This is a genomic window from Archangium violaceum, assembly GCF_016887565.1.
GTDB lineage: Bacteria > Myxococcota > Myxococcia > Myxococcales > Myxococcaceae > Archangium > Archangium violaceum_B.
Map to the genome: position 1 here is coordinate 10,850,524 of NZ_CP069396.1, position 23,303 is coordinate 10,873,826.

A 23,303-nucleotide genomic window follows, 5' to 3' on the forward strand; every position below is an offset into this window, starting at 1 on the left:
CCGGGCTCCTTCCTCCGTAGACTGGCGAGCATGGCCGCACCTCGCAACCGTATCGGAGAGATTCTCGTCAAGGCCCGCGTCATCGACGAGATGCAGCTTCGCAGCGCGCTCGCCCAACATGACCAGTGGGGCGGACGCCTGTCGCGCATCGTCACCGACATGGGGCTCGCCGCGGAGGACACCCTCACCGAGGCCATTGCCCAGGGCCTGGGCGTGCAGCGCGTCCAGCTGGGCACCGCCAAGGATCCGGGCGCCCTCGCGAAGCTGGACGTCACCTTCGCCGAGCAGAAGGGCGTCTTCCCCGTGGCCCTGCGCGACAACGGCAAGACGCTCGTGCTCGCCATGGCGGACCCGTCCGACCTGCAGACCATCGATCAGGTGGCCGCACGCAGCCGCACGCGCGTCATCCCCATGGTGGCGGGAGACCGGGAGATCGAGAACGCCATCATGCGGCACTACCGCAACATGGAGCCGTCCCTCACTCCGACGGGCACACGCAGGGACAAGCCCTCGAGCGACGAGGACGAGTTCAAGATCGTCGACATGAGCGGCAAGACGGTGAGGAAGTCCCTCGCCGACATCTCCCCGAAGCTGGCCGAGGAGAACGCCCAGCGCCAGGCGGCGGCCGCCGCGTCCTCGCGTCCCGGTGGGGGGTCGAGCGCCGCGGATCTGCTCGATGAGATCCTCAGCGCCTCGCCCTCGCCGGCCGAGGTGTTCTCCCCCGAGGAGATGCAGCGGCTGCAGACGGTGCAGGTCAACCAGGAGAAGAGCTCCAAGATTCTGCGCGCCCTGCTCGAGCTGCTGCTGGAGAAGGGCGCCCTCCAGCAGAAGGAGCTGGCGGCGCGCATGCGCGCCTCGTGAGCCGCCCTACCCGAGCACCTCCTGGAGCTCGCGAGCGGTGAGTCCCAGGAGGTAGAGGATGGTGTCCAGGCCTCCGGCGGAGATGGAGGTATCGGCCGCCTGACGCAGCTTGGGCTTGGCGCGGAAGGCGATGCCCAGACCCGCGCGCTCCAGCATCAGCAGGTCGTTGGCGCCGTCGCCCACCGCGATGACCTGGTCGAGAAGGATGCCCTCCGCCTGGGCAATGCTCTCCAGCAGCTCCGCCTTGCGGCGCGCGTTGACGATGGGTCCGAGCGTGCGCCCGGTGAGCTTGCCATCCGCCTCCTCCAGCATGTTGGAGTGGGCGTAGTCGATGCCCAGCCGCGCCTTGAGGGCCTCGGCCGCCACGGAGAAGCCGCCGCTGATGATGGCGGTGCGGTAGCCCAGCCGCTTGAGCACCCGGATGAGCGTCTCCGCGCCCTGGGTGAGCGGGAGGTTGGCGGCGATGTCCCGCAGCACCTTCGCGTCCATCCCCTTCAGCAGCGCCACGCGCTGGCGCAGGGACTCGTCGTAGTCCATCTCCCCGTGCATGGCGCGCTCGGTGATGCGCACCACCTGCTCGCCCACCCCGTACGCCCGCGCCAGCTCGTCGATGACCTCGATGCGGATGAGCGTGGAGTCCATGTCCATCACCACCAGCCGCTTGCTGCGCCGGTAGAGGCTCTCGCGCTGCAGCGCCACGTCGAAGGCGCTGGTGGACATGGCCAGCTCCAGCAACGAGCGCTTGAGCTCCTCTGGATCCCTCTCCGGCGGCAGGGCGATGTGGATCTCCACCGAGCCGAGCTCCGCGTCGGACAGGCGGTTGATGCGCTCGATGTTGGCCCCGTGCCGGGCCAGGCGCTCGGCGACGGCGTGCAGCTCGCGGGCCCCCAGGGAGCCCACCACGGTGACGACATGGCGGCTGCGGCTCGGGCCGACGGGAGTGCTCGGCCCTTCCACCGGCTTGAAGTCCAGCGACATGCCGAGCTCCTTCGCCGCGAAGAGCAGCTCCTTGAGGACGCTGCGCGTCTCGGGCAGGCGCACCAGCAGGGACAGGGTGAGCTGGCCATGCACCACCACCTGCTCGATGTCGAGCAGTACCGCGCCCACCTCGGAGAGGATGCCGGTCAAGCGGGCCAGGATGCCGGGCTCGTCCCGTCCGGTGACGGTGACGAGCACGGAGTCTTGCGAATTCGTGCTGTTGCTCATGGAGGACGAGTTTTACAGCCTGGCCCGTCCACCGCGAGCACTCGTTACTGCGGCTCGGAGGACAGGATGAGGTCGCCCCTGGCGAGGAACTGCGCCTCGGTGAAGGACTTGTAGAAGTCCTCCAGCATCGTGTCGATGTCCGGGTAGCGCTGGTCCACCCGGTCATGGGTCATCTTGTCGAAGATGGCGTCCAGGCCAGCGGGGGCCTCGGGGTTGACCTCGGAGGGCAGCGGCGAGCGGCGGCCGGGAATCTGCCCGGTGAGCATCTCGTAGAGGATGATGCCCAGCCCGTAGACGTCCGAGGCGGGGCCGGCGTCCTTCGCGCGCTGCGGCTGGAGGAGCTCGGGGGCCAGGTACGCCATGCCACCGGCGCCCACGAAGACCTGGGGCAAGCCCTTGGAGGCGTCCTGCTCCACCACGCGGCTCAGGCCGAAGTCGCCCAGCTTCGCGTTGCCGTAGAGATCGAAGAGGACGTTCTCCGGCTTGAGGTTGTGGTGCGTGAGGCCCACGGCGTGCGCGGCGCGCAGCGCGTAGGCGAGTTGCAGGAAGCAGCGCATGGCGAAGGGCACCGGCACGCCCCTGCCCCCGCCCTCCTCCAGCTTGTCCTTGAGGCTGCCGTGCAGCAGCTCCAGCACGTAGTACGGCCGGGCGGCCTCCGCGTTCTGGTCCAGCACCTGGATGATGCCCGGGTGGCGCACCTGGGCCTGCGCGCACAGCTCCTTCTTCAGCCGCTTGAGCACCTCGCCGCGCTGCAGGAAGGAGAAGTAGCCGAAGATGTCCTTGAGCTCCTTGACGCAGATGTCCAGCCCGAGCGCGTTGAAGCGGCCCTTGTAGGCGGTACCGAGCGGCCCGGAGCCGATGGCCTCGAGCTTCTGGTAGCGCTGGTCCAGCACCTCGGCGGCGGCCTTGGGAGCGGGAGAGGTGGCCAGCGGAGGGACGGGCGCGGGGGCGGGAGCGGGCATCGGAGCGGGAGGCGCGACGGGAGCGGCGGGGGGAACGGGCACGGCGGGCGGCAGGGGGACGGCCTCGTTGCGCATGCTCGCCACCGGGGGAGGCACCGGCACGGACGGAGGCAGCGGCACCTCCAGCGCCACGGACGCACGAGCCCTCGGCAGCGCGGGCGGCTGCTCCACGGGCGGCAGCATCTCGTTCTCCTCCAGGAGGATGTCCGGCGGGGGAGGCGGCATGCTCGGGTCGTCCTCCTCCTCGCCGGTCACGACGGAGTCGTCGTCCCCGAGCAGCTGCTCGGCGAAGAACTCGTCCACCTCCAGGGAGAACTTCTCCTGCAGCTCGCCATCCACCACGCGCTCACCCGGCTCGGTGAGACGCAGCTGCGCCTCCCGCGGGTCCAGCGCGATGTAGAGGTACTTGCGAAGGAAGAGATAGTAGCTGTCGAACTCCAGCGAGACGGAGGGCTCGAGCGAGGCCTTCACATCGGCCAGCTTGTTCGAGCGCCCCAGACGGCCGTTCTCCCTCAGACTCTGGAGGATGAACAGCGCCTCGCCGCAGACGGTGTCGCGGTGGATGGCGGGCTTGGGCATGCGAGCCGGACTCTAGCCGTCCCGGCACCCCGCCTCAAAGCGAGCCTCCCCGCCGACTGTCAGGGAATGTGAAGCAGCTGCTTCACGGTCTCCAGCACTTCCTGGAAGCGCACGGGCTTGCGCAGGTAGATGTCCACGCCCAGCTGCATGGCGCGCTCTCGCGCCTCGGGACCGCCCGCGGAGATGGCCACCACGGGAATGGACTTGAGCGGCTCCTCGGCGCGGATGCGCTCGATGAGCGCGAAGCCGTCCATCACCGGCATGTACAGGTCCGTCATCACCAGGCTGAAGCGGCTGGAGCGCAGGGCCTGCAGCGCGTGGTGCCCATCCGGGGAGAAGTGGACCTCCAGCGGCACCTTGCCCGCCAGCTCGCCGCTCGCCAGCTTCTTGAGCACGTAGCTGTACATCTCGACGATGTGCGGGTTGTCCTCGACGATGAGGACACGGTAGCCCTCGGCGGGGAGCGCCTTCGGGTCCGACGCGCGGGTCTGTCCTGCCGAACTCAAGATTTCACCCAATCGCTGCCGGTCCTGATCGCGCACCACCCGGATGCCGACACCACCCGGCGCCTCGGCCGACGCTGGCCGTATCCAGGCCACCGTCCCCACGACTTCTACCGGATTCAGCAGCCCCGGGAAAGAAAGTGCCAACCCCACCTCTTCACCGGCCGTGAAGGCACGGTCCGTCTGCACGAAGATCCCCCCCTTGGAGAGGTTCTCCGTCACGGCCGCCATCCGAGCCTGATCCGGGAAACGCACCCGCAGCACGAGCGGCACTCGGGGCTCATCTCGCTTGTCGTCTGATCCCCGATTCATAACAAGGGGTTGAAATCGCTCGGCATTTCGCTGATGGGACGGAGTGTAGCTCCGAGGGTTTATGTTGACAACGCGGCCATTCGAGCCTTACGAAGCGCCCGCCATGGCGGAGCCCCTGTTCACCCCCGAAGAGCAGAAGAAGTTCGACGCGGAGATCGCGGAGATCCTCTCGCACTACCCCGCGGATCGGAAGAGCGCAGCGATGCTACCCGCGCTCCGACTGCTGCAGGAGTTGAAAGGTTGGCTGCCCCCCGAGGGACTCAAGCTGGTCGCCAGCCGGTTGAACGTCACGCCCGAGCGCGCCTACGAGGTGGCGAGCTTCTACGTGATGTACCACCTCAAGAAGCCCGGGAAGTACACCGTCGACGTCTGCACCAATCTCTCCTGCTCCCTCTGGGGCGCGGAGAAGATGCTCGCCTACCTGGAGCAGAAGCTCGGGTTGAAGGCCGGTGAGTCGAACGAGCGCTTCTTCCTGCGCGAGACCGAGTGCCTGGCCTCTTGCGGCACCGCGCCGTGCCTGCAAATCAACGAGGAGCACCACGAGAGCCTGACGAAGGCCAAGGTCGACGCGATCTTCGACAAGCTCCCCTGAACTCCTGCATCAAGGAACCTGATTCCATGGCGACAACGGCATTTGAACCGATCATCTCGAGCGCCTGGGGGAAGCCCAACTCCTGGACGCTGGATGAGTACAAGAAGCGCGGGGGCTACAAGGGGCTGGAGAAGGCCCTGGAGCTGGCGCCGGCGCAGATCATCGACGAGGTGAAGAAGTCCAACCTCCGCGGGCGCGGCGGAGCCGGCTTCCCCACGGGCCTCAAGTGGAGCTTCGTCCCCAAGGACAGCCCCAAGCCCAAGTACCTCGCGGTCAACGGCGACGAGTCCGAGCCGGGCACCTTCAAGGACCGCTACATCCTCGAGAACGACCCGCACATGATGCTGGAGGGCATCGCCATCGCGTCCTACGCGCTGGGCGTGCACACCTGCTACGTGTACCTGCGCGGTGAGTTCAAGCTCCAGGCGGAGCGCGCCAACGCGGCCATCAAGGAGGCCTACGCCGCCGGCATCTTCGGCAAGAAGATGCTGGGCAAGGACTACCAGCTGGACTGCTACGTGGTGCGCGGCGCGGGCGCCTACATCTGCGGCGAGGAGACGGCGCTGCTCGAGAGCCTCGAGGGCAAGAAGGGCTGGCCCCGTCTCAAGCCGCCGTTCCCCGCGGTGGTGGGCCTGTTCGGCTGCCCCACGGTGGTCAACAACGTGGAGACGCTCGCCAGCGTGCCCCACGTGTTCACCCGCGGCTCGGCCTGGTACGCCGGCCTGGGCACCGACAAGTCGGGTGGCACCCGCCTGGTGTGCCTGTCCGGCACGGTGAACCGGCCGGGCGTCTACGAGGTGCCGCTGGAGGCGACGTTCACCCAGCTCATCTTCGACGACAAGTACGGCCGGGGCCTGCCCGCGGGTCGCAAGATAAAGGCCGTCATCCCGGGCGGCTCGTCGGCACCCATCCTCAGCCCGGACGAGCTGGACATCGCCATGGAGTTCGAGGCCGTCAAGGTGAAGCAGACCATGGCGGGCTCTGGCGGCGTCATCGTCATGGACGACACCACCTGCATGGTGCGCAGCCTGTGGCGCGTGGCCCGCTTCTACGCCGAGGAGTCGTGCGGCCAGTGCACGCCGTGCCGCGAGGGTACCCCGTGGCAGACGCGCCTCCTGCGGAAGATCGAAGAGGGCCGCGGCGAGCCGGGTGACGTGGAGATCCTCAGCAACGTGGCGTCCTCCATCGCGCCCTACCCGCCCATCGGTCTGGGCAACACCATCTGCGCGCTGGGCGATGCCGCGGCGCTGCCGACGCATTCCTTCCTCATGCGCTTCCGCGACGAGTTCGAGGCGCACATCCGCGAGCACCGCTGCCCGTTCGGCGACAAGCCCTGGGGCGCGTTCGGAGAGTGGTCGTGAACATCGAGCTGATTCTCTTCGGAGCCTTCGCGCTCCTGACGCTGCTGTCGGCCGGGCTGGTCATCTTCGCCAAGAGCCCCATCAGCTCCGCCATGTCGCTGGTGGCCACGTTCTTCTTCCTGGCCGGCATCTACGTGCTGCTGTGGGCCCACACCGTGGCGGTGCTGCAGGTGCTGGTCTACGCGGGCGCCATCATGGTGCTCTTCCTCTTCGTCATCATGCTGCTCAACCTGGGCGAGTCCACCTCGACCGGGCCGCGGCTGACGCTCTCGCGGATTGCGGGCGGGGCGGCGGCGGCGGGGCTGCTGGCGGTGCTGGTGGTGGCCATCTGGCGGATTCCGGAGCGCGTCGAGACGTTCACCGGCCCGCAGGCGGTGGCCAACGGCTTCGGCACCCTGGCGGTCATCGGCCAGACCATCTACACCAAGTGGCTGCTGCCCTTCGAGGCCGTCAGCCTCCTGCTGCTGGTGGGCATGGTGGGCGCGGTGGTGGTGGCCAAGTCGCGGATTTGAGCCCGTCCCCTTCAACCCTCTGCTAGAAGGCGGGCGGCGCTCGCCCTCCCCAAGTCCGGCCATGGTCCCGATCTCGTACTACCTGATCCTCGCCGCAGCCCTGTTCTGCCTCGGCATGTTCGGCGTGCTCATCCGCCGCAACGCCCTGGTGGTGTTCATGTGCGTGGAGCTGATGCTCAACGCGGCGAACCTGACGTTCCTCGCCTTCGCCAAACAGAACGGCAACCTGACGGGCCACGTGTCCGCCTTCTTCGTGATCGCGGTCGCGGCGGCCGAGGCTTCCATCGGCCTGGCCATCGTCATCGCCGTGTTCCGCAGCCGAGGCACCGTCAACATCGACGAAATCCGGACGATGAAGCACTGACGGCCCGGCCCCTCCTTCCGCCCTAGAGAGCCCCTCTGCCCATGGAAGCCCTCAAGCAATTCTTCATGACCGCGCCGGTGGAACCCGCCATCTTCGCGCAGTCCCTGTGGCTCATCATCGCGCTGCCGCTGTTGGGCGCGTTCGTGTGCGGCGTGTTCGGCAAGATGCTGGGCCGCGGCAACGTCCACCTCATCGCGTGCGCGACGGTGGCCGGTTCCTTCGTGCTGTCCGTGCTGGCCTTCTGGTGCGTCAGCCACGTGCAGGGCGGCTCGCCGGTGGCCATGGAGAGCGTCTACTCGCCCAACGCCATCCGCTACGCCATCGGCTACGACTACGGCACCTGGTTCTCCGTCGGCACCTTCCGGGTGAACTTCGGCCTGCTGGTGGACCACCTGTCCGGAACGCTCCTGCTGGTCATCACCGGCGTGGGCTTCCTCATCCACCTGTACTCCACCAGCTACATGGAGCACGACGACGGGTACTGGCGGTACTTCGCGTACCTCAACCTGTTCGTGGCGGCGATGCTCACGCTGGTGCTCGCCGACAACCTCGTCCTGCTCTTCGTGGGCTGGGAGGGCGTCGGTATGGCCAGCTACCTGCTCATCGGGTTCTGGTACACGGACGCGGCCAAGGCCTGGGCGGGACGCAAGGCGTTCATCACCAACCGCATCGGTGACTTCGCGTTCCTCATCGCCACCTTCCTCATCGTGCTGCTGGTCAGCGCCTTCAACAGCCAGGCGAACGTGGCCAACTTCACCACGGTGAGCGGTGCCGCCGAGACCGCCCAGGTGCGCTTCCGCGAGGGCCAGCAGCTCAAGGGCCCCGTGGCCTTCCAGGGCCTCGAGGTCCTGGCCAACGCGCTGCCGCAGAACGCGGAGGTCAACGCCCAGGCGGCCGTCACCCTGCAGACGCCCATCGCGGAGGGGCCGCTCGCCGGCCGCACCTTCGGTGGCGTGCTGACGGTGGCGCTGCTGCTGTTCCTGCTCGGCGCGGCGGGCAAGAGCGCCCAGTTCCCGCTGTACGTCTGGCTGCCGGACGCCATGGCCGGTCCGACTCCCGTCTCCGCCCTCATCCACGCGGCGACGATGGTGACCGCGGGCGTCTACCTCTTCAGCCGCATGAGCTTCCTGCTGGTGCTCAGCCCCACCGCCATGACGACGGTGGCCATCATCGGCACCATCACCTCGCTGCTGGCCGCGCTCATCGCCTTCGCGCAGGACGACATCAAGAAGGTGCTCGCCTACTCCACGGTGTCCCAGCTGGGCATCATGTTCATGGGCGTGGGCGCCGGCATCTTCTGGGCGGCGGTGCTGCACCTCGTCACCCACGCGTTCTTCAAGGCCTGCCTCTTCCTCGGCGCCGGCAGCGTCATGCACGGCAACGCGGACGAGACGGACATCAAGAAGCTGGGCGGCCTGCGCCACGAGATGAAGTGGACGTGGGGCACCTTCCTGGTGGCCACCCTGGCCATCACCGGTATCGTCCCGCTCTCCGGCTTCTTCTCCAAGGACGCCATCTTCCACGGTTTGCACCACAACCACCTGCACGGCTACGAGAGCGTCACCCACGCGCTGTACTACGTGGGCCTGCTGATCGCGGCGAGCACGGCGTTCTACATGTCGCGCGCCTACCTGCTCACCTTCGAGGGCAAGCGCTCGCCGGAGGCGAAGATCGCCCACGCGCACGAGAGCGCCTGGCAGATGACGCTGCCGCTGGTGGTGCTGGCGGTGCTCAGCGTGGTGGCACTGGTGTACGCGCTGCCGCTGATGCCGGGCCGCAACGGGCCGCAGCCCGTCATGGAGAACTTCCTGGGCCCCGTGTTCGCCAGCGCCGAGCGCATCGCCGGCCGCGCGGACCTGGTGAAGCTGGACCACAGCGTGCCGGGCCTCGGCGACTACGTCTTCGCCTGGCTGGTGGCGCTGGCGGGCGGTGCCGTGTCGGCCTTCCTGTACATGAAGTACTTCCCCGCGCAGGCGGGCAAGCCGGCTCCGGCCTTCGCCCGCTCGGTGCGCCGCTTCACCCAGAACAAGTTCTACGTGGATGAGGCCTACGAGTTCCTGGTCATCCGGCCGGTGAAGAACGTGAGCGGCATCCTCTACAAGCTGGTGGACACGCTCCTCATCGACACGGTGGCGGTGCGCGGTACCGCGTGGGTCACGGCCCGCGTGGGCAGCGCCCTGCGCTACGTGCAGACGGGAGATGCACAGGGCTATGCTGCGGTGATGGCCCTGGCCCTGCTCGGCGGCGCGGTCTACGCGCTCATCCAGGTGCTGCAATGAGCTTCTTCGATACCCATCTGCTCAACATCGTCGTCTACCTGCCGCTGCTCTTCGCGGCCCTCATCTGGCTGATTCCCGGCACCGAGCGCGGGCAGATCCGCACCCTCACGTTCATCGGCATGCTGGTGGACCTGGTGTTCGGCGTCTGGGCCTACATGCGCTTCGAGCCGAGCGGTGCCGAGTTCCAGCTCGAGTACCGCACCCGGTGGCTCGAGCAGCTCGGCGTCAGCTACCACATCGGCGTGGACGGCCTGGCCGTCAGCCTGCTGCTGCTGACCGTGTTCCTCGGGCCCCTGGTGGTGATGGCCTCGCAGACGTACATCACCGAGCGCGTGAAGGAGTTCCACCTGGCGCTCCTGGCGCTGCAGACGGTGATGCTCGGCGCGCTGGTGTCCCTGGACGTGCTGCTCTTCTACGTCTTCTGGGAAGCCATGCTCATCCCCATGTACCTGCTGGTGGGCGTGTGGGGCAGCGAGGACCGCCAGATGGCGGCCGTGAAGTTCTTCCTCTACACCCTGGTGGGCTCGCTGCTGATGCTGGTGGCGATCGTCGCCGTGTACTTCATCAGCAGCACGCCGGGGAACCGCTCCTTCGACTACGCCGCCATCTACAACAACCTGGTGGCCGCCAACCGGGAGATCTCCACCTGCATGGCCACCGGCGGTGACTGCGGGCAGCTCGCGGGGCTCGCCGGAACGCTCTACCGCTGGGGCCCCTGGATGTTCGCCGCCTTCGCGCTGGCCTTCGCCATCAAGGTCCCGATGTGGCCGGTGCACACCTGGTTGCCGGACGCCCACGTGCAGGCGCCCGTGGCGGGCTCGATGATCCTGGCCGGCGTGATGCTGAAGATGGGTACCTTCGGCTTCTGGCGCTTCGCGATTCCCTTCTTCCCGGCGGCGACGCACCAGGCCCGGCCCATCCTGGCGGCCCTGTCCGTCATCGGCATCGTCTACGGCGCGCTGATGTGCCTGGCGCAGCGGGACATCAAGAAGCTCATCGCCTACTCCTCGGTCAGCCACCTGGGCTACTGCATGCTGGGCATGCTGGCGCTCACCGCCGAGGGCGCCACCGGCAGCGCCTACCAGATGCTCAACCACGGCGTGTCCACGGGCGCGCTGTTCCTCCTGTTCGGCTTCCTCTACGAGCGGCGCCACACCCGCCTGATGTCCGATTACGGCGGCATCGCCAAGGTGGTGCCGGTGTACACGGCCTCCTTCCTCATCATCACCTTCTCGTCCGTGGCGGTGCCGGGCACCAACGGCTTCGTGGGCGAGTTCCTGGTGCTGCTGGGCACCTTCAAGAGCAACCTGGGTCTGGCCGTCGGTGTGCTGGCGGCTCTGGGTGTCATCCTCGGCGCGGCGTACATGCTGTGGATGGTGCAGAAGGTGTTCTTCGGCCCCCTCACCCACCGCGAGAACCAGCACCTGTCGGACCTGAGCCTGCGTGAGTTCGCCACGGTGGTGCCGTTCCTCATCCTGGTGGTGGTGATGGGCCTGATGCCGCAGCCCTTCCTGGACCGCATCAACCCGTCCACCGAGCGTTTCATCACCCGCGCCAACCTGGGCGCCCCCGGCAGCAAGGTGCAGCCCGGCGACGTGCAGATCACCGTGATGCCCCTGCCCCCCTCCGGAATGGCCGCCGCCCCCACCGCCCAGCCGTCGGGCCAGCTCGCCGACCGGCGCTAGTCGAGAGTCCCCACCATGAACATTCCCAACCTCACCTCGGCGGACTTCCTGCCGCTCATCCCCGCCATCATCCTGGTGCTGGGAGCGTGCGTCCTGCTGATATCGGAGGTGTTCCTCTCCGCCACCTCGTCGCGCGGCTACCAGGCGGTGCTCACCACCGTCACGTCCGTCATCGCCGGCATCGTGTCGCTGTCGCTGCTGGCCGAGCCGGCGCGCGAGGTATTCCTCGGCTTCGGGGCGATGGACCCGTTCTCCAGCTTCCTCACCTTCATCGTCTGCGTGTCGGTGGGACTGGCGGCGCTCACCTCGGCCGGCTTCCTGCGCAAGCGCGGGGCCGAGCGCGGTGAGTTCTACGCGCTGATGCTCTTCGCGGGCGCGGGCATGAGCCTGCTGGGCCTGTCCAACGAGCTCATCACCCTCTTCGTCAACATCGAGGTCCTCTCCATCTCCACGTACGCGCTGACGTCCTACCTGCGGCGCGGCACGCGGCCGAGCGAGGCGGGCTTCAAGTACTTCATCCTCGGCGCGTTCTCCTCGGCGGTGCTGCTGTACGGCTCGGCGCTGCTGTACGGCGCCACCGGCACCACGCTGCTCGGGGACATGGTGGCCCCGCTGAAGAGCGCGATGACCGTCAACCCGGCGCTCGTCTACGCGGGCGCGGTGCTGGTGGCCGCCGGCTTCGCCTTCAAGGTGGCCGCGGTGCCCTTCCACATGTGGACGCCGGACGTGTACGAGGGCGCGCCCACCCCCGTCACCGCGCTGATGAGCGCCGGTGTGAAGGCCGCCGCCTTCGTGGCCCTGGTGCGCGTGTTCGTCTCCGTGGGCACCGGCATCAGCCCGGAGCTGCCCTTCGCGCTCTTCTCCACCCTGGCGCTGCTCACCATGGTGGTGGGCAACCTGATGGCCATCCCGCAGCGCAACGTGAAGCGCATGCTGGCCTACTCCTCCATCGCCCACGCCGGCTACGTGATGCTGGGCGTGGCGGCCCTCTTCGTGTCGCAGCCGGGCCAGGAGTTCAGGCTGCTGGGCCCCACCGCGCTCGTGGGCGCCAGCCCCCTGGACGTGACGCGCGTGGAGGCCCTGCGCGGCATCCTCTTCTACCTGCTCGCCTACACCGTCACCGCGGTGGGCGCCTTCGGCATCATCTCCATGCTGGAGCGCCGCGAGGACGAGGAGAAGGGCACCGCGTGGGATCTCGAGCGCTTCAGCGGCCTGGCGCAGCGCCGTCCGGGCTGGGCCTTCGCCATGGCCGCCTTCATGCTGTCGCTCGCCGGTATCCCCCCCACCGTCGGCTTCATCGGAAAGCTCCTGCTCTTCCAGGCCGCCGTGGACGCGGGCCTCGTGGGCCTCACCATCATCGCGGTCCTCTCCAGCGCGGCCGGCGCCTACTACTACCTGCGCGTGGTGGTCTACATGTACATGCGGCCCGTGCCCGAGGGCGCTCACACCCTCGAGCGCAACTGGATGACCGAGCTGGCCCTCGTGGTCTCCACCATCGCCGTGGTGCTGCTGGGCATCATGCCCGGCCCCGTCGGCGAGTGGATCGTCCAGGCCGGCTCGCTGCTCAGCCGCTGAGCTCCCAGTCCACTGGATTCACCGACGCCCGGGCGACTCCGCCCGGGCGTTTTCGTTTCCGGGCACCCTCGCCCCCGCCGGTGCGGCCCGGGCGCCTGGCACGGAGGCGGACGCAGAGCCCCAAAAAAGAAGGCGGCCCGGCATCCTCATGAAGGATACCGGGCCGCGGGTTCTTCTCAGGAAGCTCACCGGAAGCGCTGAAGGCGGTGGGGGGGAACCACCTTCTGCCTACTTCGACGTGCTCCGTGTCTTCTCTTTAGCACTCCCCATGCCAACCCCACGGGATGCTGGGGGCCAGTCTTTCCGGGCACTTGGCACCGCCTGGCCTCGGCACGCCCTCCTGCTTTTCACCCCTGCATTGCAACCTTGAAATCGCCGTGCAGAAGTGCAAACGCCCGCCTCCGTCGCCGCCACTCCCGAGGCCCAAAAAGAAGGCGGCCCGGCATCCTCATGAAGGATACCGGGCCGCGAGTTCTTCTCAGGAAGCTCACCGGAAGTGCTGAAGGCGGTGGGGGGGAACCTCCTTCAGCCCACTTCGACGTGCTCCGAGTCTTCTCTTTAGCACTCGCCATGCCAACCCGGCGGGGCTCTCGGAGGCCAGTCATTCCAGGTGCTTGGCGCTTTCAAGCCCCGGCACGCCCGCCTCCCCTTTCATCCCTGCATTGCAGCCCTGAAATCCGCCTTGCAGGAGTGAAAAACCACTCCGACCGAGAGCTGGAGCCGGAAGCAGAGCCCCAAAAAGAAGGCGGCCCGGCATCCTCATGAAGGATACCGGGCCGCGGGTTCTTCTCAGGAAGCTCACCGGAAGCGCTGAAGGCGGTGGGGGGGAACCACCTTCTGCCTACTTCGACGTGCTCCGTATCCTGTCTTTAGCACTCCCCATGCCAGCCGGGAGGGGTCCTCGACACCCAGTCCTTTCAGCCACTTGGCGCGTTCAGGCTCCCTCGCGCCCTCCTGCATTTCACCCCTGCATTGCAGCCTTGAAATCCACTTTTCAGAAATGAAAGGGCTTTCAGCAGTGAACGGGGTTGAGGACCCGAGGCCCAAAAAGAAGGCGGCCCGGTACCCTCATGAAGGGGACCGGGCCGCGGGTTCTTCTTCAAAAGCTCACCGGAAGTGCTGAAGGGGTGGGGGGGAACCACCTTCAACCTCGCTTCGATGTGCTCCGGGTCTACGCTTTAGCACTCGCCATGCCACTGCCCCCAGACTCTCAGAGGCCAGTAATTTCAGGCACTTGGCACTTACCCGGGCCTTCGGTCTCCCCTTCCGGGCATTGCAGCGCTGCAATCCCCTTGCAGATCTGAAAATCCGGCCTCATCTCGGGCACTTCCGCTTTTCAGGATTGAATACGCATTTTCAATTCTGACGGGGAGTGCGGCGAGAAACACCGCCCGTGAAGACTCAGTCCCGGTGATCGCCCCCGGGTGGACGCAGGTTGAGGCGCTTCATCTTCCGCCACAGCGTGGTCGAGGAGATGGCCAGCTCCTCGGCGACCCGGCCCAGGTCCGTCCCGTGCCGCTCCAGGGCCTGGGCGATCGCCCGGCGCTCGGCCTCATCCACTGCCTCGGCCAGCGTGGGCATCCGGGTGCTGGTGTCCGCCGACTGGGGCGTGAGCGAGGCCCCCATCGGGCCCGCTGCATCCACGCGGGCCTCCAGGCGCACCGGGAAGTCCTCGGGCAGCAGCTCCTCCGACTCGGCCAGCGCCGCCGCCTGCTCCACCAGGTTCTCCAGCTCGCGCACGTTGCCGGGGAAGCTGTAGTTCATCAGGTGCTCCACCGCCGCCTTCGACAGGCGCTTGGGCTCCGGGCTGCGGGCGTTGGCGCGCTTGAGGAAGTGCTCGGCCAGCGCCGGCACGTCCTCCAGGCGCTCGCGCAGGGGCGGCACGCGCAACGACACCACGTTGAGCCGGTAGTACAGGTCCTGCCGGAAGCGCTTCTCGCGCACCTCCACCTCGATGTCCCGGTTGGTGGCGGCGACGATGCGCACGTCCACCTTCACCGGGGTGGACTCGCCCACGCGCCGCACCTCGCCCTCCTGCAGGGTGCGCAGCAGCTTGGACTGGAAGGCGGGCGTCGTCTCCGTCACCTCGTCGATGAAGAGCGTGCCGCCGTCCGCCTCCTCGACGAGGCCACGGCGGGCACGCACCGCGCCGGTGAAGGCGCCCTTGGCGTGGCCGAACAGCTCGCTCTCCAGCAGCGTCTCGGAGATGGCGGCGCAGTTGACGGGGACGAAGGGCTTGTCCTTGCGCCGGCTCTGCGCGTGCACCGCGCGGGCGACGAGCTCCTTGCCCGTGCCGCTCTCGCCCTGCACCAGCACCGTGGCGTCGCTCTGCGCCACGCGGATGAGCCGCGACTGCAGCTCCTGCATGGCCGGGCTGCGGCCCACCAGCGCGGACAGGCCGTAGCGCTCGTTGAACTCGCCGGCGAACATGTCCACCGCCGCCAGCAGCCGGGCCCGCTCCAACGCGCGCTCCACCCGGTAGCGCAGCTCGCCCTCCTTGAAGGGCTTGGTGACGTAGTCGAACGCCCCCTGGCGCATGGCCTCCACCGCGCTCTCGATGGAGCCGAAGGCCGTCATCATGATGACCTGCAGGCGCGGGGTGACCTCCAGCGCCTTCTTGAGGAGGGTGAGCCCGTCCATGGGCTCCATCTTCAGGTCCGTCAACATCAGGTCCACCCCGTTGCTCGCGAGCGTCGCGAGCGCCTCCTCGCCGTTGGCGGCCTCGAGGACGGAGTAGCGCTCGGAGCGCAGGAGGAGCGCGGTGGTGGCCCGCATGTTGCGCTGGTCGTCCACGACCAGGATGCGTCCGCGATGGAGCTGAGTGGGTGCGTCGGTCACGGCAGGCTCGTCGTCAGCTGGGTGAGGGGAAGGCGGAGGGAGAAGGTGGTGCCACGGCCCGGAGCGCTCTCCACGGAGAGCTCTCCGTGGTGCTCCTCGATGATGCGTTTGACCACGGCGAGCCCCAGGCCCGTGCCCTGGGCCTTGGTGGTGAAGAAGGGTTCGAAGACACGGTGGACGAGCTCGGTGGGGATGCCACAGCCCAGGTCCGTCACGTCGACGCGCAGCACGTCCTTGCCGGCATGCGGCTCGCGCCGGGCGCGCACCTGGATGGGGCCGCCCTGTGGCATGGACTGCATGGCGTTGATGAGCACGTTGACGAGCGCCTGGCGGATGAGGCGCCGGTCCATCGGCACCCGGGGCAGCTCCGGGTCCGCGTCGACGGAGAAGGTGATGCGGCCGGAGCCCCCCTGCTGGGCCCGCGCGGAGTCCACCGATTCCTGCAGCACGCGCGGGACTTCCTCCAGGTGCAGCATGGGCTCGCGCGGGCGGGTGTAGTCCAGCAGGTCCCCCACCATGCGGTTGAGCCGGTCGCTCTCCTCCGCGAGGATGTCCAGCAGCATGCCCGCGTCGCCCTCGGCCTTGAGCATGCGGCGCAGCGAGGCCACGGCGTTGAAGATGACGCCCAGGGGGTTGCGCACCTCGTGGGCCACGATGGCCGACAGCTCTCCGAGCGCGGCCAGGCGCTCGCGCTTGACCATCTCCGCGCGCGCGGCGGCCAGCTCCGCGTAGGAGGCCCAGAGCGACTCGTAGAGGCGGGCGTTGGCGATGGCCAGGGCGATCTGCCCGCATGTGGCCTCGGCCAGCTCGATGAAGGCGGGCGGGAAGGTGCGCGGGTGGCGCGTGTCGTCCAGCAGCACCACGCCGATGAGCTCCTCGCGCGAGGTGAGCGGCAGGGCCAGCACGGCCTTCTCCTCGAAGCGGCGGACGAGCTCGCGGTGCGCCAGCTCCGCGACCTTCGACAGGTCCGGGACGGCGATCGGCCGGCGCTCGCGGGCCACGCGCGCGGCGATGCCCACGGGCTCGTCCACCGGAATCACCACGCCGCGGAAGAAGTCGCGGTGGGTGGCCGAGGCGGCGGCGCCGCGCAGCACCCCGGCCTGCTCGTCATGCAGGAGGATGAAGCAGTTGGAGACGTCCAGCAGCTTGACGAGGAAGTCCGAGGCCACGTCCAGGATGCTGGCCACCTCCAGGGTGGCGGTGGTGGTGCGGGCCAGGTCCAGCAGCAGGCGCGTGTCGGCGAGCTGCCGGGCGGACTCGCTGCGCAGACGGCGCTGGTCGAGCAGCGTCATCATCAGCTCGGACAGCGGCACCAACAGCCGCAGATCTCCCCCGTCGAAGGAGCGCCCCGGGGCTCGCAGCACCTGGAGGAGCCCCCGCGGGTGGCCGCCATGGGCCAGGCGGACCGCCGCGCCACAGCCCAGGCGCCCAGCGGTGGCCTCCATCAACGCGCGCTCCTCGGCCTCGCTGGAGAGCACCGCGCCTCGGGCCGTCACCAGGGCGGGCGACATGCGCCCGAGTGGCGCGGCGAGCACGGCGCTCAGCTGGCCGTCCAGTCCCACCTGCGCCGTGAGGACCAGCTCGCCCTCCGGAGACTCGGGGGCATACAGCAGGGCGGCATCCGCGCTGAGCAGCGTGGACAGGCGCGAGAGGAAATCCTCGGGCGAGGGCGGCTCCGGCTGGGCGACGAAGCGCGCCAGCTCGGCCACCGCTCCCAGCTCCAGCCGGCCCCGCTCCACTTCCGCCAGCAGCCGCGCGTCGGTGAGGGCGGCCCCCACCACCTTGGCGAAGAGCGCCAGCACCGAGCCGTACGAGGCCGACAGCCCCTCCCCGGACACCCACAGCACCTCCGACAGCGTGGTGCCCAGCGGGAGGTAGACGTGGCTGGAGTCCAGTTCGGGCAGGTGGCCGAAGGTGGGCCGCCCCTCGGCGAGCGCCCGCAGTCCCAGCGCCATGTCCTCCGGAGGCAGCGCCCCGTCTCCGTCCCGGATGACGAAGCGCTCGCCGTCGCGCACCAGGAAGTGCGCGGAGAACCCCGCGCCCGTGAGGCCCGCCAGCGCCACCCGCCGCACCGCCGCCTCCGAGCGCGCCGCGACGAGCTCCGCGGACGTCTCCACCAGGCGCTCGGCCACCACCAGCTCCGCCGGCCGCTCGCCCAGCACCAGGAGGTTGATGAGCATCGCGCGGCCGCTCTCCTCCAGCTCCACCTCCTGCACGTAGGTGGCCACCTCGAGCGACCCTCCGCCCGCCCGGGGCAACAGGTAGCGCTGGGGACCCGTCTCCTTCAACACCCCCTCCTCGCGCTTGCGGTAGCGCGCCTCCAGACGTGCCCGGTCCTCCGGACGGACGAAATCCAGGAACAGGCGGCCCTCCACCTGCGCCCGGCCCAGGCCCAGCATCTCCAGGTAGGCCTCGTTCGCCGCCCACACCCGGCCCCCCTTCGCGACGTACATGGGGTTGCCAAAGGACTCGATGAGGGCCCGCAGGGCCGTCTCGCTGAAACGCTTCGTCGTCATGCGCGCCGCAGCACCCGCTTCTCTCCGACCCGGAGCGTTACCTTCTCGCGGTCGAAGTACTCCGAGAGGGGAATGACGAACTTCCGGCTCTGACCCACCAGCTCCTTGAAGGCCTGGGTGGAAATCTCCTTCTTCTCGCGCAAGTGGGCAACCAGCCGCTCCTTCAGCCCGGCCAGCGCCCCCGCGTCGAAGAACAGCTCCTCGCTCACCCGCACCACCCTGCCCTCCGCCATTGCCACCTTGAGCAACTCCTGCACCCGGGCCGCCGGCAGCTTGAGCCGCTGCGCCAGCTCGTTGAGCGTGGGCGGCGAGAGTCCCGCCGCCGACAGGTCGGCCACCAACCGCGTGCGCGCCGCGTCCTCGTCCAGGGTGAGCGTCCGGCCCCGCCCCTTGAGGCGCACCACCTCCTTCTCCACCTCCACCTTCCCCGCGTCCGTCAGCGCCTGCACCACCCGGGCGAAGAGGCGCGCGTCCAGCTCGCCCGACAGGCGCTGGCGCAGCTCCTCCCGCGAGAGGCCCTCGCGCAAGGGCTCGCGCTCGTGGAAGGTGGCGAGCAGCGCCAGGGCCCGCGCCTGCAGGCCCTCGAACACCTCGCCGGAGACGTACAGGCGCCGCTCCCGGTCCACCAGCAGCACCGTGCCGCGCGAGCCGAGCAGCTCCAGGGCTCGCGACAGCACCCTGGGCGCCAGCGCCGAGCGCGCGAAGAGCTCCTGCTGCGTGAGGCCCCGGTAGCCCGACTGGCGCAGCAACCACGCCACCTGGCCGCCCGCATCCGCCTCCAGCAGCGGGGCCACCACCTCGGAGCCTCCCTTGCGGCGGCGCGGCGGGGTGATGGACAGCACGCGCCCGCCGGCCAGCGTGGCGCCCCGGCCCGGCAGCGCGCGCGAGCCCCGGAGGATGAAGCGCTGACCCGGCAGCGCGGCCATGGGCTCGGAGAGGCGCAGCTGCGCGAGCGCCGTCTCCCCCGGCTCCAGCTTCTCCAGGTCCAACAGCGCCACCGTGGCCTCCACCTGCGCGGTGCCCAGGTGCAGCAGCAGCTTGCGGCGCCGGGGCAGGGCCTCCTCCGCCGCGGGCAACAGGCTCAGCTCCACGTCCAGCATGCGCGTGTCGGGCACCTCGCCGGCCTTCACCAGCACCATGCCGCGCGAAATCGCCTCGGGCTCCACGCCCGTCAGGTTCACCGCGGTGCGCTGGCCCGCCGTTACCTTCGACACCGCCTCGCCGTGCATCTGCACCCCGCGCACGCGCAGCGGCCCGGGCAGGCCCGGCAGCAGCGACACGGTGTCCTCCACCGCCAGGGCCCCGGACAGCAGCGTGCCCGTCACCACCGTGCCGAAGCCCTTGATGGTGAAGGCCCGGTCCACCGGCAGGAAGGCCGGACCCTCGGAGGGACGCGAGGGCAGCCCCTGGGCCACGCGGGTGAGCGCGGCGCGCAGCCCGTCCAGCCCCTCCCCTGTCCTCGAGGAGACGGGCACCACCGGCGCGCCCTCCAGGAAGGTGCCGGCCACCAGCGTGGACAGGTCCGCCTCCACCAGCGCGCGCCACTCGGCGCCCAGCTCCGCCAGCAGGTCCGACTTGGTGAGGGCGATGACGCCGGCCTTCACGCCCAGCAACCGGCAGATGTCCAGGTGCTCGCGCGTCTGGGGCATCACGCCCTCGTCCGCGGCCACCACCAGCACCGCCACGTCCACCCCGCCAGCGCCCGCGGCCATCGCCTTCACGAAGCGCTCGTGGCCGGGCACGTCCACCACACCGGCCACGGTGCCATCGTCCAGCTTCAGGTGCGCGAAGCCCAGCTCCAGGGTGATTCCCCGGCGCTTCTCCTCCTTGAGCCGATCCGTGTCGATACCGGTGAGCGCCTTGACCAGTGACGTCTTGCCGTGATCGATGTGCCCCGCGGTACCGATGATCATCTCGCCCCCCGGCTCTCCGTCGGTTCAGGCCCCCGCCTTGTCCGGGTCCACGTCGAACCGCCCGTCCTCGGTGACCGCCTCGTAGTCCCACGGGAAGACGACGAGCGCCTCGGTGGTCAGCGCGCAGAAACCCGGGGCGAAGCCGTCGGTACGGGCCACCAGCGTCGCGGTGTGCACCTCCTTGGCGCCCACCTTGAGCGCCAGGGCGCTGGCCAGCTCCAACGTGTCCCCGCTGGAGGCCACGTCGTCCACGATGAGCACGCGCTTGCCCTTGAGCTCACGCGGCATCTCCCCGGTCAGCTTCGGCTTGGCCGCGCCCTTGTCCCGGCTGCGGCGGCTGATGCGCACCGGGAAGAACTCGCAGCCGAGCGCGCTGGAGAGCGCCCCGCCCACGAACACTCCCCCGTGCGCCACGCCCACCACCGCCTGGGGCTTGTAGCTCTTGCCAATCTCCCGCGCGAGCCCCTGCACCGAGCGGTCGAACTGCGCCCAGGACAGCTCCTGGACCCGGGTCTTCTTGTGGGACTGGTCGCGTCCGGTGAGCTGGCGCGGCGCCTCCACCTGAGGCGCGAGGATCAGATCCGACGGGATGGAGACGAGCGTCTCCACCTGCTGCTTCTGGGAAGGCTTGCCCTTCGTGCCCTTGGGCGTTGCCTTCGGCGTTGCCCGCTTGGTGGCCACGGCGAGGACTCCAGTGTGGGGTACGGTGCCGTCATACCCTGGGGAGCGCGGTATCGCCACTCCCGACGGAGCCTGCCTGCCCCTTCAGCTCATGGCCTGGGTCATCTCCGCCAGGAGCTCGCGGATCTCCTCCCCGGAGACCACGTAGTGAGTGGTGCAGAAGTGACAATCCGCCTCGGCCTGGCCCTCCTTGGCCAGGATGTCCTCCAGCTCCTCGCGGCCCATGGACATCAGGGCTCGCTTGACCCGGTCCTTGCTGCAACTGCACGTGAAGGACACGGGGTAGCGCGACATCACCTCCAGATCCGCCTGGGGCACCAACGTCTTGAGGAGCGCCGTGGCGCCCTGGGCCGCCTGGGCCCGCACGGTGGGCTCGAAGTCCCTGGCGAGCCTGTCGCCGAGCGCCTGGAAGGCCTCCCGGTCCCCGTCGGGCAGCGGCTGGATGAGCAGGCCCGCCACCAGGCCCAGCGGCTCGGAGGTCCCATCGGACTTCTCCGGTAGCACGGTGAGGTAGACGCGCGAGGGCAGCTGGTCGGAGATGGTGAAGTAGCGCTCCAGATCCTTCGCCAGGTCGAAGCTCTCGAGCTCCACCGAGGAGCGGTAGTACTCGCCCCCGCCCAGGTCGCGCAGCACGGAGAGGAAGCCCTTGTTCCCCAGGGCGGGACGCCAGTGGTACTGGCCCTCGGCGCCCACGTGGGACACGAGCGGGTTCTTCACGTAGCCGCGCAGCACGCCCGAGGTGTCCCCATCCACGAAGAGGCCCCGGAGCGGCCCGTCGCACTCGAGCTGCAGGTTGACGCGCGAGTCGCTCTTCTGCAGGGCGGCGAGCAGGGCGCCGGCGGTGAGGCCCTGCGCCATCAACGAGGCCGAGGCCGTCGCGGAGCGGTGCAGCTCGCGCGCCCGGCGAGCGAGCTCGCTGGCGGTGACGAGCACCACGCGCAGGTCGGTTTCCTTCAACAATCCACTGACGAGTTCATCGGCCATAGGTCGTGGAACTAGCGTGCCCACCCGCGCGCCGCTCGCCAATGACAATGAGCGCGAGGGCTCCCCCGTCCGGGGTCCGGGCGGAGGGGCCTCCTCGGAAGCATCGTCCTACCTAATACCTCCGTGTGCCCCGGCTGCCGTCCGCTGATGGAGGAAAGTGCTACCGCCGGGCGGGACCGGGCTATAACCCACTGTCCGTCCGTCCGTCTTCCGGAGTACCGATGAGCACCCACGCCGCAGCCGCCCCCGTCCAATCGCAGAAGACGCCGCTCCTCCAGTCCCGCCTGGGTTCGTTCCTCGCCGTGGTGCCGCTGAGCATCTGGGTGGTGAACCACCTGTGGGACAACCTCGCCGCCTGGCAGGGCGCCGAGGCCTGGCAGTCGGCGGTGACGCAGTACAAGCACCCGTACGCGCAGGCCGCCACGTTCCTGGTCGTCATCCTCCCGCTGCTGCTCCACACCGGGTGGGGCATCGTGAGGCTGCTGAGCTTCAAGCCGAACAACGCGGCCTACCCGTACTACGGCAACCTCAAGTACATCGTTCAGCGCGTGGCGGGCCTCGGCGTGCTCTTCTTCCTGGGCGCGCACATGTGGCTGGCCTTCCTGCACCCGCGGCTGGTGGAGGGTCACGCGGAGCCGTTCTCGGACATCGCGCGGGAGATGCACTTCCACGCGCCGACGATCATCGTCTACGTGCTGGGCGTGCTGGGCACGGCGTACCACATCGCCAACGGCCTGCAGGGCTTCGCCATGGGCTGGGGTCTGCTGGCCTCCGAGCGCTCCATGCGCCGTTTCGAGCCGTGGTCCATCGCCATCTTCCTGGTGCTGCTGGCCATGGGTTGGGGCGCCATCTTCGCGCTGTACAAGGCCGGCGCCGCCTACGGGTGAGCCCCTGTCCCCCTTCCTCCCTCTCCCCCTGGGAGAGGGTCGGGGTGAGGGTCTTCGCCGAAACAACCCCGCAACGACAACGGCCGCCCCGAACATCCGGGAGCGGCCGTTTCGCTTCCAGGCGGTCGGCCTAGAACGGGATGTCGTCGTCCCCGCCGCCGTTGCCGCCACCACCGCCGCCCATGCCGCCGCCGTCATCCATCGGAGGCGGGCCGTAGTCCTCGTAGCCACCGCCCTGCTGCTGGCCACCCCCGCGCTGCGAGTAGCCACCACCGCGGCCGCCACCACCACCGCCACCACCCGCGCCGGCGCCGTCACGGCCGCCGAGGAAGGTCACTCCGTTGGCCACCACCTCGGTGGTGTAGTTCTTGCGGCCTTCCTTGTCCGTCCACTCGCGCGTCTGCAGGCGACCCTCGACGTAGCACTGGCGGCCCTTCTTCAGGTACTCGCCGCAGAGCTCCGCGAGCTTCCCCCACACCACGATGCGGTGCCACTCCGTGCGCTCCTGCTTCTGGCCGTTCTTGTCGGTCCAGGTGTCGCTGGTCGCGATGCGGAAGTTGGCTACCGCCTGGCCGCCCGGGGTGAAACGCACCTCCGGGTCCGCGCCGAGATTGCCGATGAGGATGACCTTGTTGACTCCTCCAGCCATGACGCCTTCCTTTCTCTTCGAGGACCGACCCACCACGGGCCGGT

General features: G+C 69.1%; 18 protein-coding genes. 9 read left to right on the forward strand and 9 right to left on the reverse strand.

Going from position 1 to position 23,303, the window contains the following annotated elements; translation table 11 throughout:
* Positions 1 to 30: 30 nt before the first annotated feature.
* Positions 31 to 861 carry a general secretion pathway protein GspE gene (locus tag JRI60_RS43160; protein ID WP_204221893.1) on the forward strand — a complete coding sequence of 277 codons (831 nt, stop codon included), beginning with the start codon at positions 31 to 33 and terminating at the stop codon, positions 859 to 861.
* Positions 862 to 867: 6 nt separating this feature from the next.
* Here JRI60_RS43160 and serB read toward each other — a convergent pair whose 3' ends face one another.
* From serB to JRI60_RS43175, 3 genes are read right to left on the reverse strand one after another with little or no spacing between them, the layout of a single operon-like run.
* Positions 868 to 2,067, reverse strand: coding sequence for a phosphoserine phosphatase SerB (serB, locus tag JRI60_RS43165; protein WP_204221894.1), 1,200 nt, complete (start codon positions 2,065 to 2,067; stop codon positions 868 to 870).
* A 44-nt stretch (positions 2,068 to 2,111) separates the two neighbouring features.
* Positions 2,112 to 3,608 carry a serine/threonine-protein kinase gene (locus tag JRI60_RS43170; RefSeq protein WP_204221895.1) on the reverse strand — a complete coding sequence of 499 codons (1,497 nt, stop codon included), beginning with the start codon at positions 3,606 to 3,608 and terminating at the stop codon, positions 2,112 to 2,114.
* Between the two features lie 59 nt (positions 3,609 to 3,667).
* The gene (locus tag JRI60_RS43175) at positions 3,668 to 4,423 is read right to left on the reverse strand and encodes a TIGR02266 family protein (protein ID WP_204221896.1); all 756 of its coding nucleotides are present in this window, start codon (positions 4,421 to 4,423) and stop codon (positions 3,668 to 3,670) included.
* A 103-nt stretch (positions 4,424 to 4,526) separates the two neighbouring features.
* On the opposite strand from JRI60_RS43175, the gene nuoE reads away from it, so the two are divergent.
* The 7 genes from nuoE to JRI60_RS43210 all read left to right on the forward strand — a co-directional run bounded on the left by nuoE (position 4,527) and on the right by JRI60_RS43210 (position 12,791).
* Positions 4,527 to 5,015, forward strand: a complete 489-nt coding sequence (nuoE, locus tag JRI60_RS43180) for a complex I 24 kDa subunit family protein (protein WP_204221897.1) — start codon at positions 4,527 to 4,529, stop codon at positions 5,013 to 5,015.
* Positions 5,016 to 5,041: 26 nt separating this feature from the next.
* Positions 5,042 to 6,376, forward strand: coding sequence for an NADH-quinone oxidoreductase subunit NuoF (gene nuoF / locus JRI60_RS43185; RefSeq protein WP_204221898.1), 1,335 nt, complete (start codon positions 5,042 to 5,044; stop codon positions 6,374 to 6,376).
* Positions 6,373 to 6,888 (forward strand): NADH-quinone oxidoreductase subunit J, encoded by a 516-nt coding sequence (locus JRI60_RS43190; protein WP_204221899.1) that lies wholly within the window; start codon positions 6,373 to 6,375, stop codon positions 6,886 to 6,888. The genes nuoF and JRI60_RS43190 overlap by 4 nt, the downstream gene beginning before the upstream one ends.
* Before the next feature lie 61 nt (positions 6,889 to 6,949).
* Complete coding sequence (gene nuoK, locus JRI60_RS43195) at positions 6,950 to 7,252, forward strand: NADH-quinone oxidoreductase subunit NuoK (protein WP_204221900.1); 303 nt, start codon at positions 6,950 to 6,952, stop codon at positions 7,250 to 7,252.
* 41 nt (positions 7,253 to 7,293) lie between these two features.
* Positions 7,294 to 9,531 (forward strand): NADH-quinone oxidoreductase subunit L, encoded by a 2,238-nt coding sequence (nuoL, locus tag JRI60_RS43200; protein ID WP_204221901.1) that lies wholly within the window; start codon positions 7,294 to 7,296, stop codon positions 9,529 to 9,531.
* Positions 9,528 to 11,216, forward strand: coding sequence for a complex I subunit 4 family protein (locus JRI60_RS43205; protein WP_204221902.1), 1,689 nt, complete (start codon positions 9,528 to 9,530; stop codon positions 11,214 to 11,216). The genes nuoL and JRI60_RS43205 overlap by 4 nt, the downstream gene beginning before the upstream one ends.
* Positions 11,217 to 11,231: 15 nt before the next feature.
* Positions 11,232 to 12,791 carry an NADH-quinone oxidoreductase subunit N gene (locus JRI60_RS43210; RefSeq protein ID WP_204221903.1) on the forward strand — a complete coding sequence of 520 codons (1,560 nt, stop codon included), beginning with the start codon at positions 11,232 to 11,234 and terminating at the stop codon, positions 12,789 to 12,791.
* A gap of 1,401 nt (positions 12,792 to 14,192) precedes the next feature.
* On the opposite strand, the gene JRI60_RS43215 is transcribed toward JRI60_RS43210, so the two are convergent.
* The 5 genes from JRI60_RS43215 to JRI60_RS43235 all read right to left on the reverse strand — a co-directional run bounded on the left by JRI60_RS43215 (position 14,193) and on the right by JRI60_RS43235 (position 21,723).
* Entirely contained in the window at positions 14,193 to 15,584 is a 1,392-nt protein-coding gene (locus tag JRI60_RS43215) for a sigma-54-dependent transcriptional regulator (protein WP_204229343.1), read from the reverse strand.
* 41 nt (positions 15,585 to 15,625) lie between these two features.
* The gene (locus JRI60_RS54795) at positions 15,626 to 18,145 is read right to left on the reverse strand and encodes an ATP-binding protein (RefSeq protein WP_204221904.1); all 2,520 of its coding nucleotides are present in this window, start codon (positions 18,143 to 18,145) and stop codon (positions 15,626 to 15,628) included.
* A complete protein-coding gene (gene selB / locus JRI60_RS43225; protein WP_204221905.1) occupies positions 18,142 to 20,058 on the reverse strand; it encodes a selenocysteine-specific translation elongation factor in 1,917 nt (638 codons plus the stop codon). The genes JRI60_RS54795 and selB overlap by 4 nt, the downstream gene beginning before the upstream one ends.
* Positions 20,059 to 20,082: 24 nt before the next feature.
* Positions 20,083 to 20,667, reverse strand: a complete 585-nt coding sequence (locus JRI60_RS43230) for a phosphoribosyltransferase (RefSeq protein WP_430384422.1) — start codon at positions 20,665 to 20,667, stop codon at positions 20,083 to 20,085.
* A 156-nt stretch (positions 20,668 to 20,823) separates the two neighbouring features.
* Positions 20,824 to 21,723, reverse strand: coding sequence for an Hsp33 family molecular chaperone HslO (locus tag JRI60_RS43235; RefSeq protein ID WP_204221907.1), 900 nt, complete (start codon positions 21,721 to 21,723; stop codon positions 20,824 to 20,826).
* A gap of 221 nt (positions 21,724 to 21,944) precedes the next feature.
* On the opposite strand from JRI60_RS43235, the gene JRI60_RS43240 reads away from it, so the two are divergent.
* Entirely contained in the window at positions 21,945 to 22,610 is a 666-nt protein-coding gene (locus tag JRI60_RS43240; RefSeq protein ID WP_204221908.1) for a succinate dehydrogenase, read from the forward strand.
* A gap of 130 nt (positions 22,611 to 22,740) precedes the next feature.
* Here JRI60_RS43240 and JRI60_RS43245 read toward each other — a convergent pair whose 3' ends face one another.
* Positions 22,741 to 23,259, reverse strand: a complete 519-nt coding sequence (locus tag JRI60_RS43245; RefSeq protein WP_204221909.1) for a single-stranded DNA-binding protein — start codon at positions 23,257 to 23,259, stop codon at positions 22,741 to 22,743.
* Positions 23,260 to 23,303 lie beyond the last annotated feature (44 nt).

Coding starts and splice junctions, on each gene's coding strand:
- JRI60_RS43160 (WP_204221893.1), top strand. CDS start 31: ATGGCCGCACCTCGCAACCGTATCGGAGAGATTCTCGTCAAGGCCCGC.
- serB (WP_204221894.1), bottom strand. CDS start 2,067: ATGAGCAACAGCACGAATTCGCAAGACTCCGTGCTCGTCACCGTCACC.
- JRI60_RS43170 (WP_204221895.1), bottom strand. CDS start 3,608: ATGCCCAAGCCCGCCATCCACCGCGACACCGTCTGCGGCGAGGCGCTG.
- JRI60_RS43175 (WP_204221896.1), bottom strand. CDS start 4,423: ATGAATCGGGGATCAGACGACAAGCGAGATGAGCCCCGAGTGCCGCTC.
- nuoE (WP_204221897.1), top strand. CDS start 4,527: ATGGCGGAGCCCCTGTTCACCCCCGAAGAGCAGAAGAAGTTCGACGCG.
- nuoF (WP_204221898.1), top strand. CDS start 5,042: ATGGCGACAACGGCATTTGAACCGATCATCTCGAGCGCCTGGGGGAAG.
- nuoK (WP_204221900.1), top strand. CDS start 6,950: ATGGTCCCGATCTCGTACTACCTGATCCTCGCCGCAGCCCTGTTCTGC.
- nuoL (WP_204221901.1), top strand. CDS start 7,294: ATGGAAGCCCTCAAGCAATTCTTCATGACCGCGCCGGTGGAACCCGCC.
- JRI60_RS43205 (WP_204221902.1), top strand. CDS start 9,528: ATGAGCTTCTTCGATACCCATCTGCTCAACATCGTCGTCTACCTGCCG.
- JRI60_RS43210 (WP_204221903.1), top strand. CDS start 11,232: ATGAACATTCCCAACCTCACCTCGGCGGACTTCCTGCCGCTCATCCCC.
- JRI60_RS54795 (WP_204221904.1), bottom strand. CDS start 18,145: ATGACGACGAAGCGTTTCAGCGAGACGGCCCTGCGGGCCCTCATCGAG.
- selB (WP_204221905.1), bottom strand. CDS start 20,058: ATGATCATCGGTACCGCGGGGCACATCGATCACGGCAAGACGTCACTG.
- JRI60_RS43235 (WP_204221907.1), bottom strand. CDS start 21,723: ATGGCCGATGAACTCGTCAGTGGATTGTTGAAGGAAACCGACCTGCGC.
- JRI60_RS43240 (WP_204221908.1), top strand. CDS start 21,945: ATGAGCACCCACGCCGCAGCCGCCCCCGTCCAATCGCAGAAGACGCCG.
- JRI60_RS43245 (WP_204221909.1), bottom strand. CDS start 23,259: ATGGCTGGAGGAGTCAACAAGGTCATCCTCATCGGCAATCTCGGCGCG.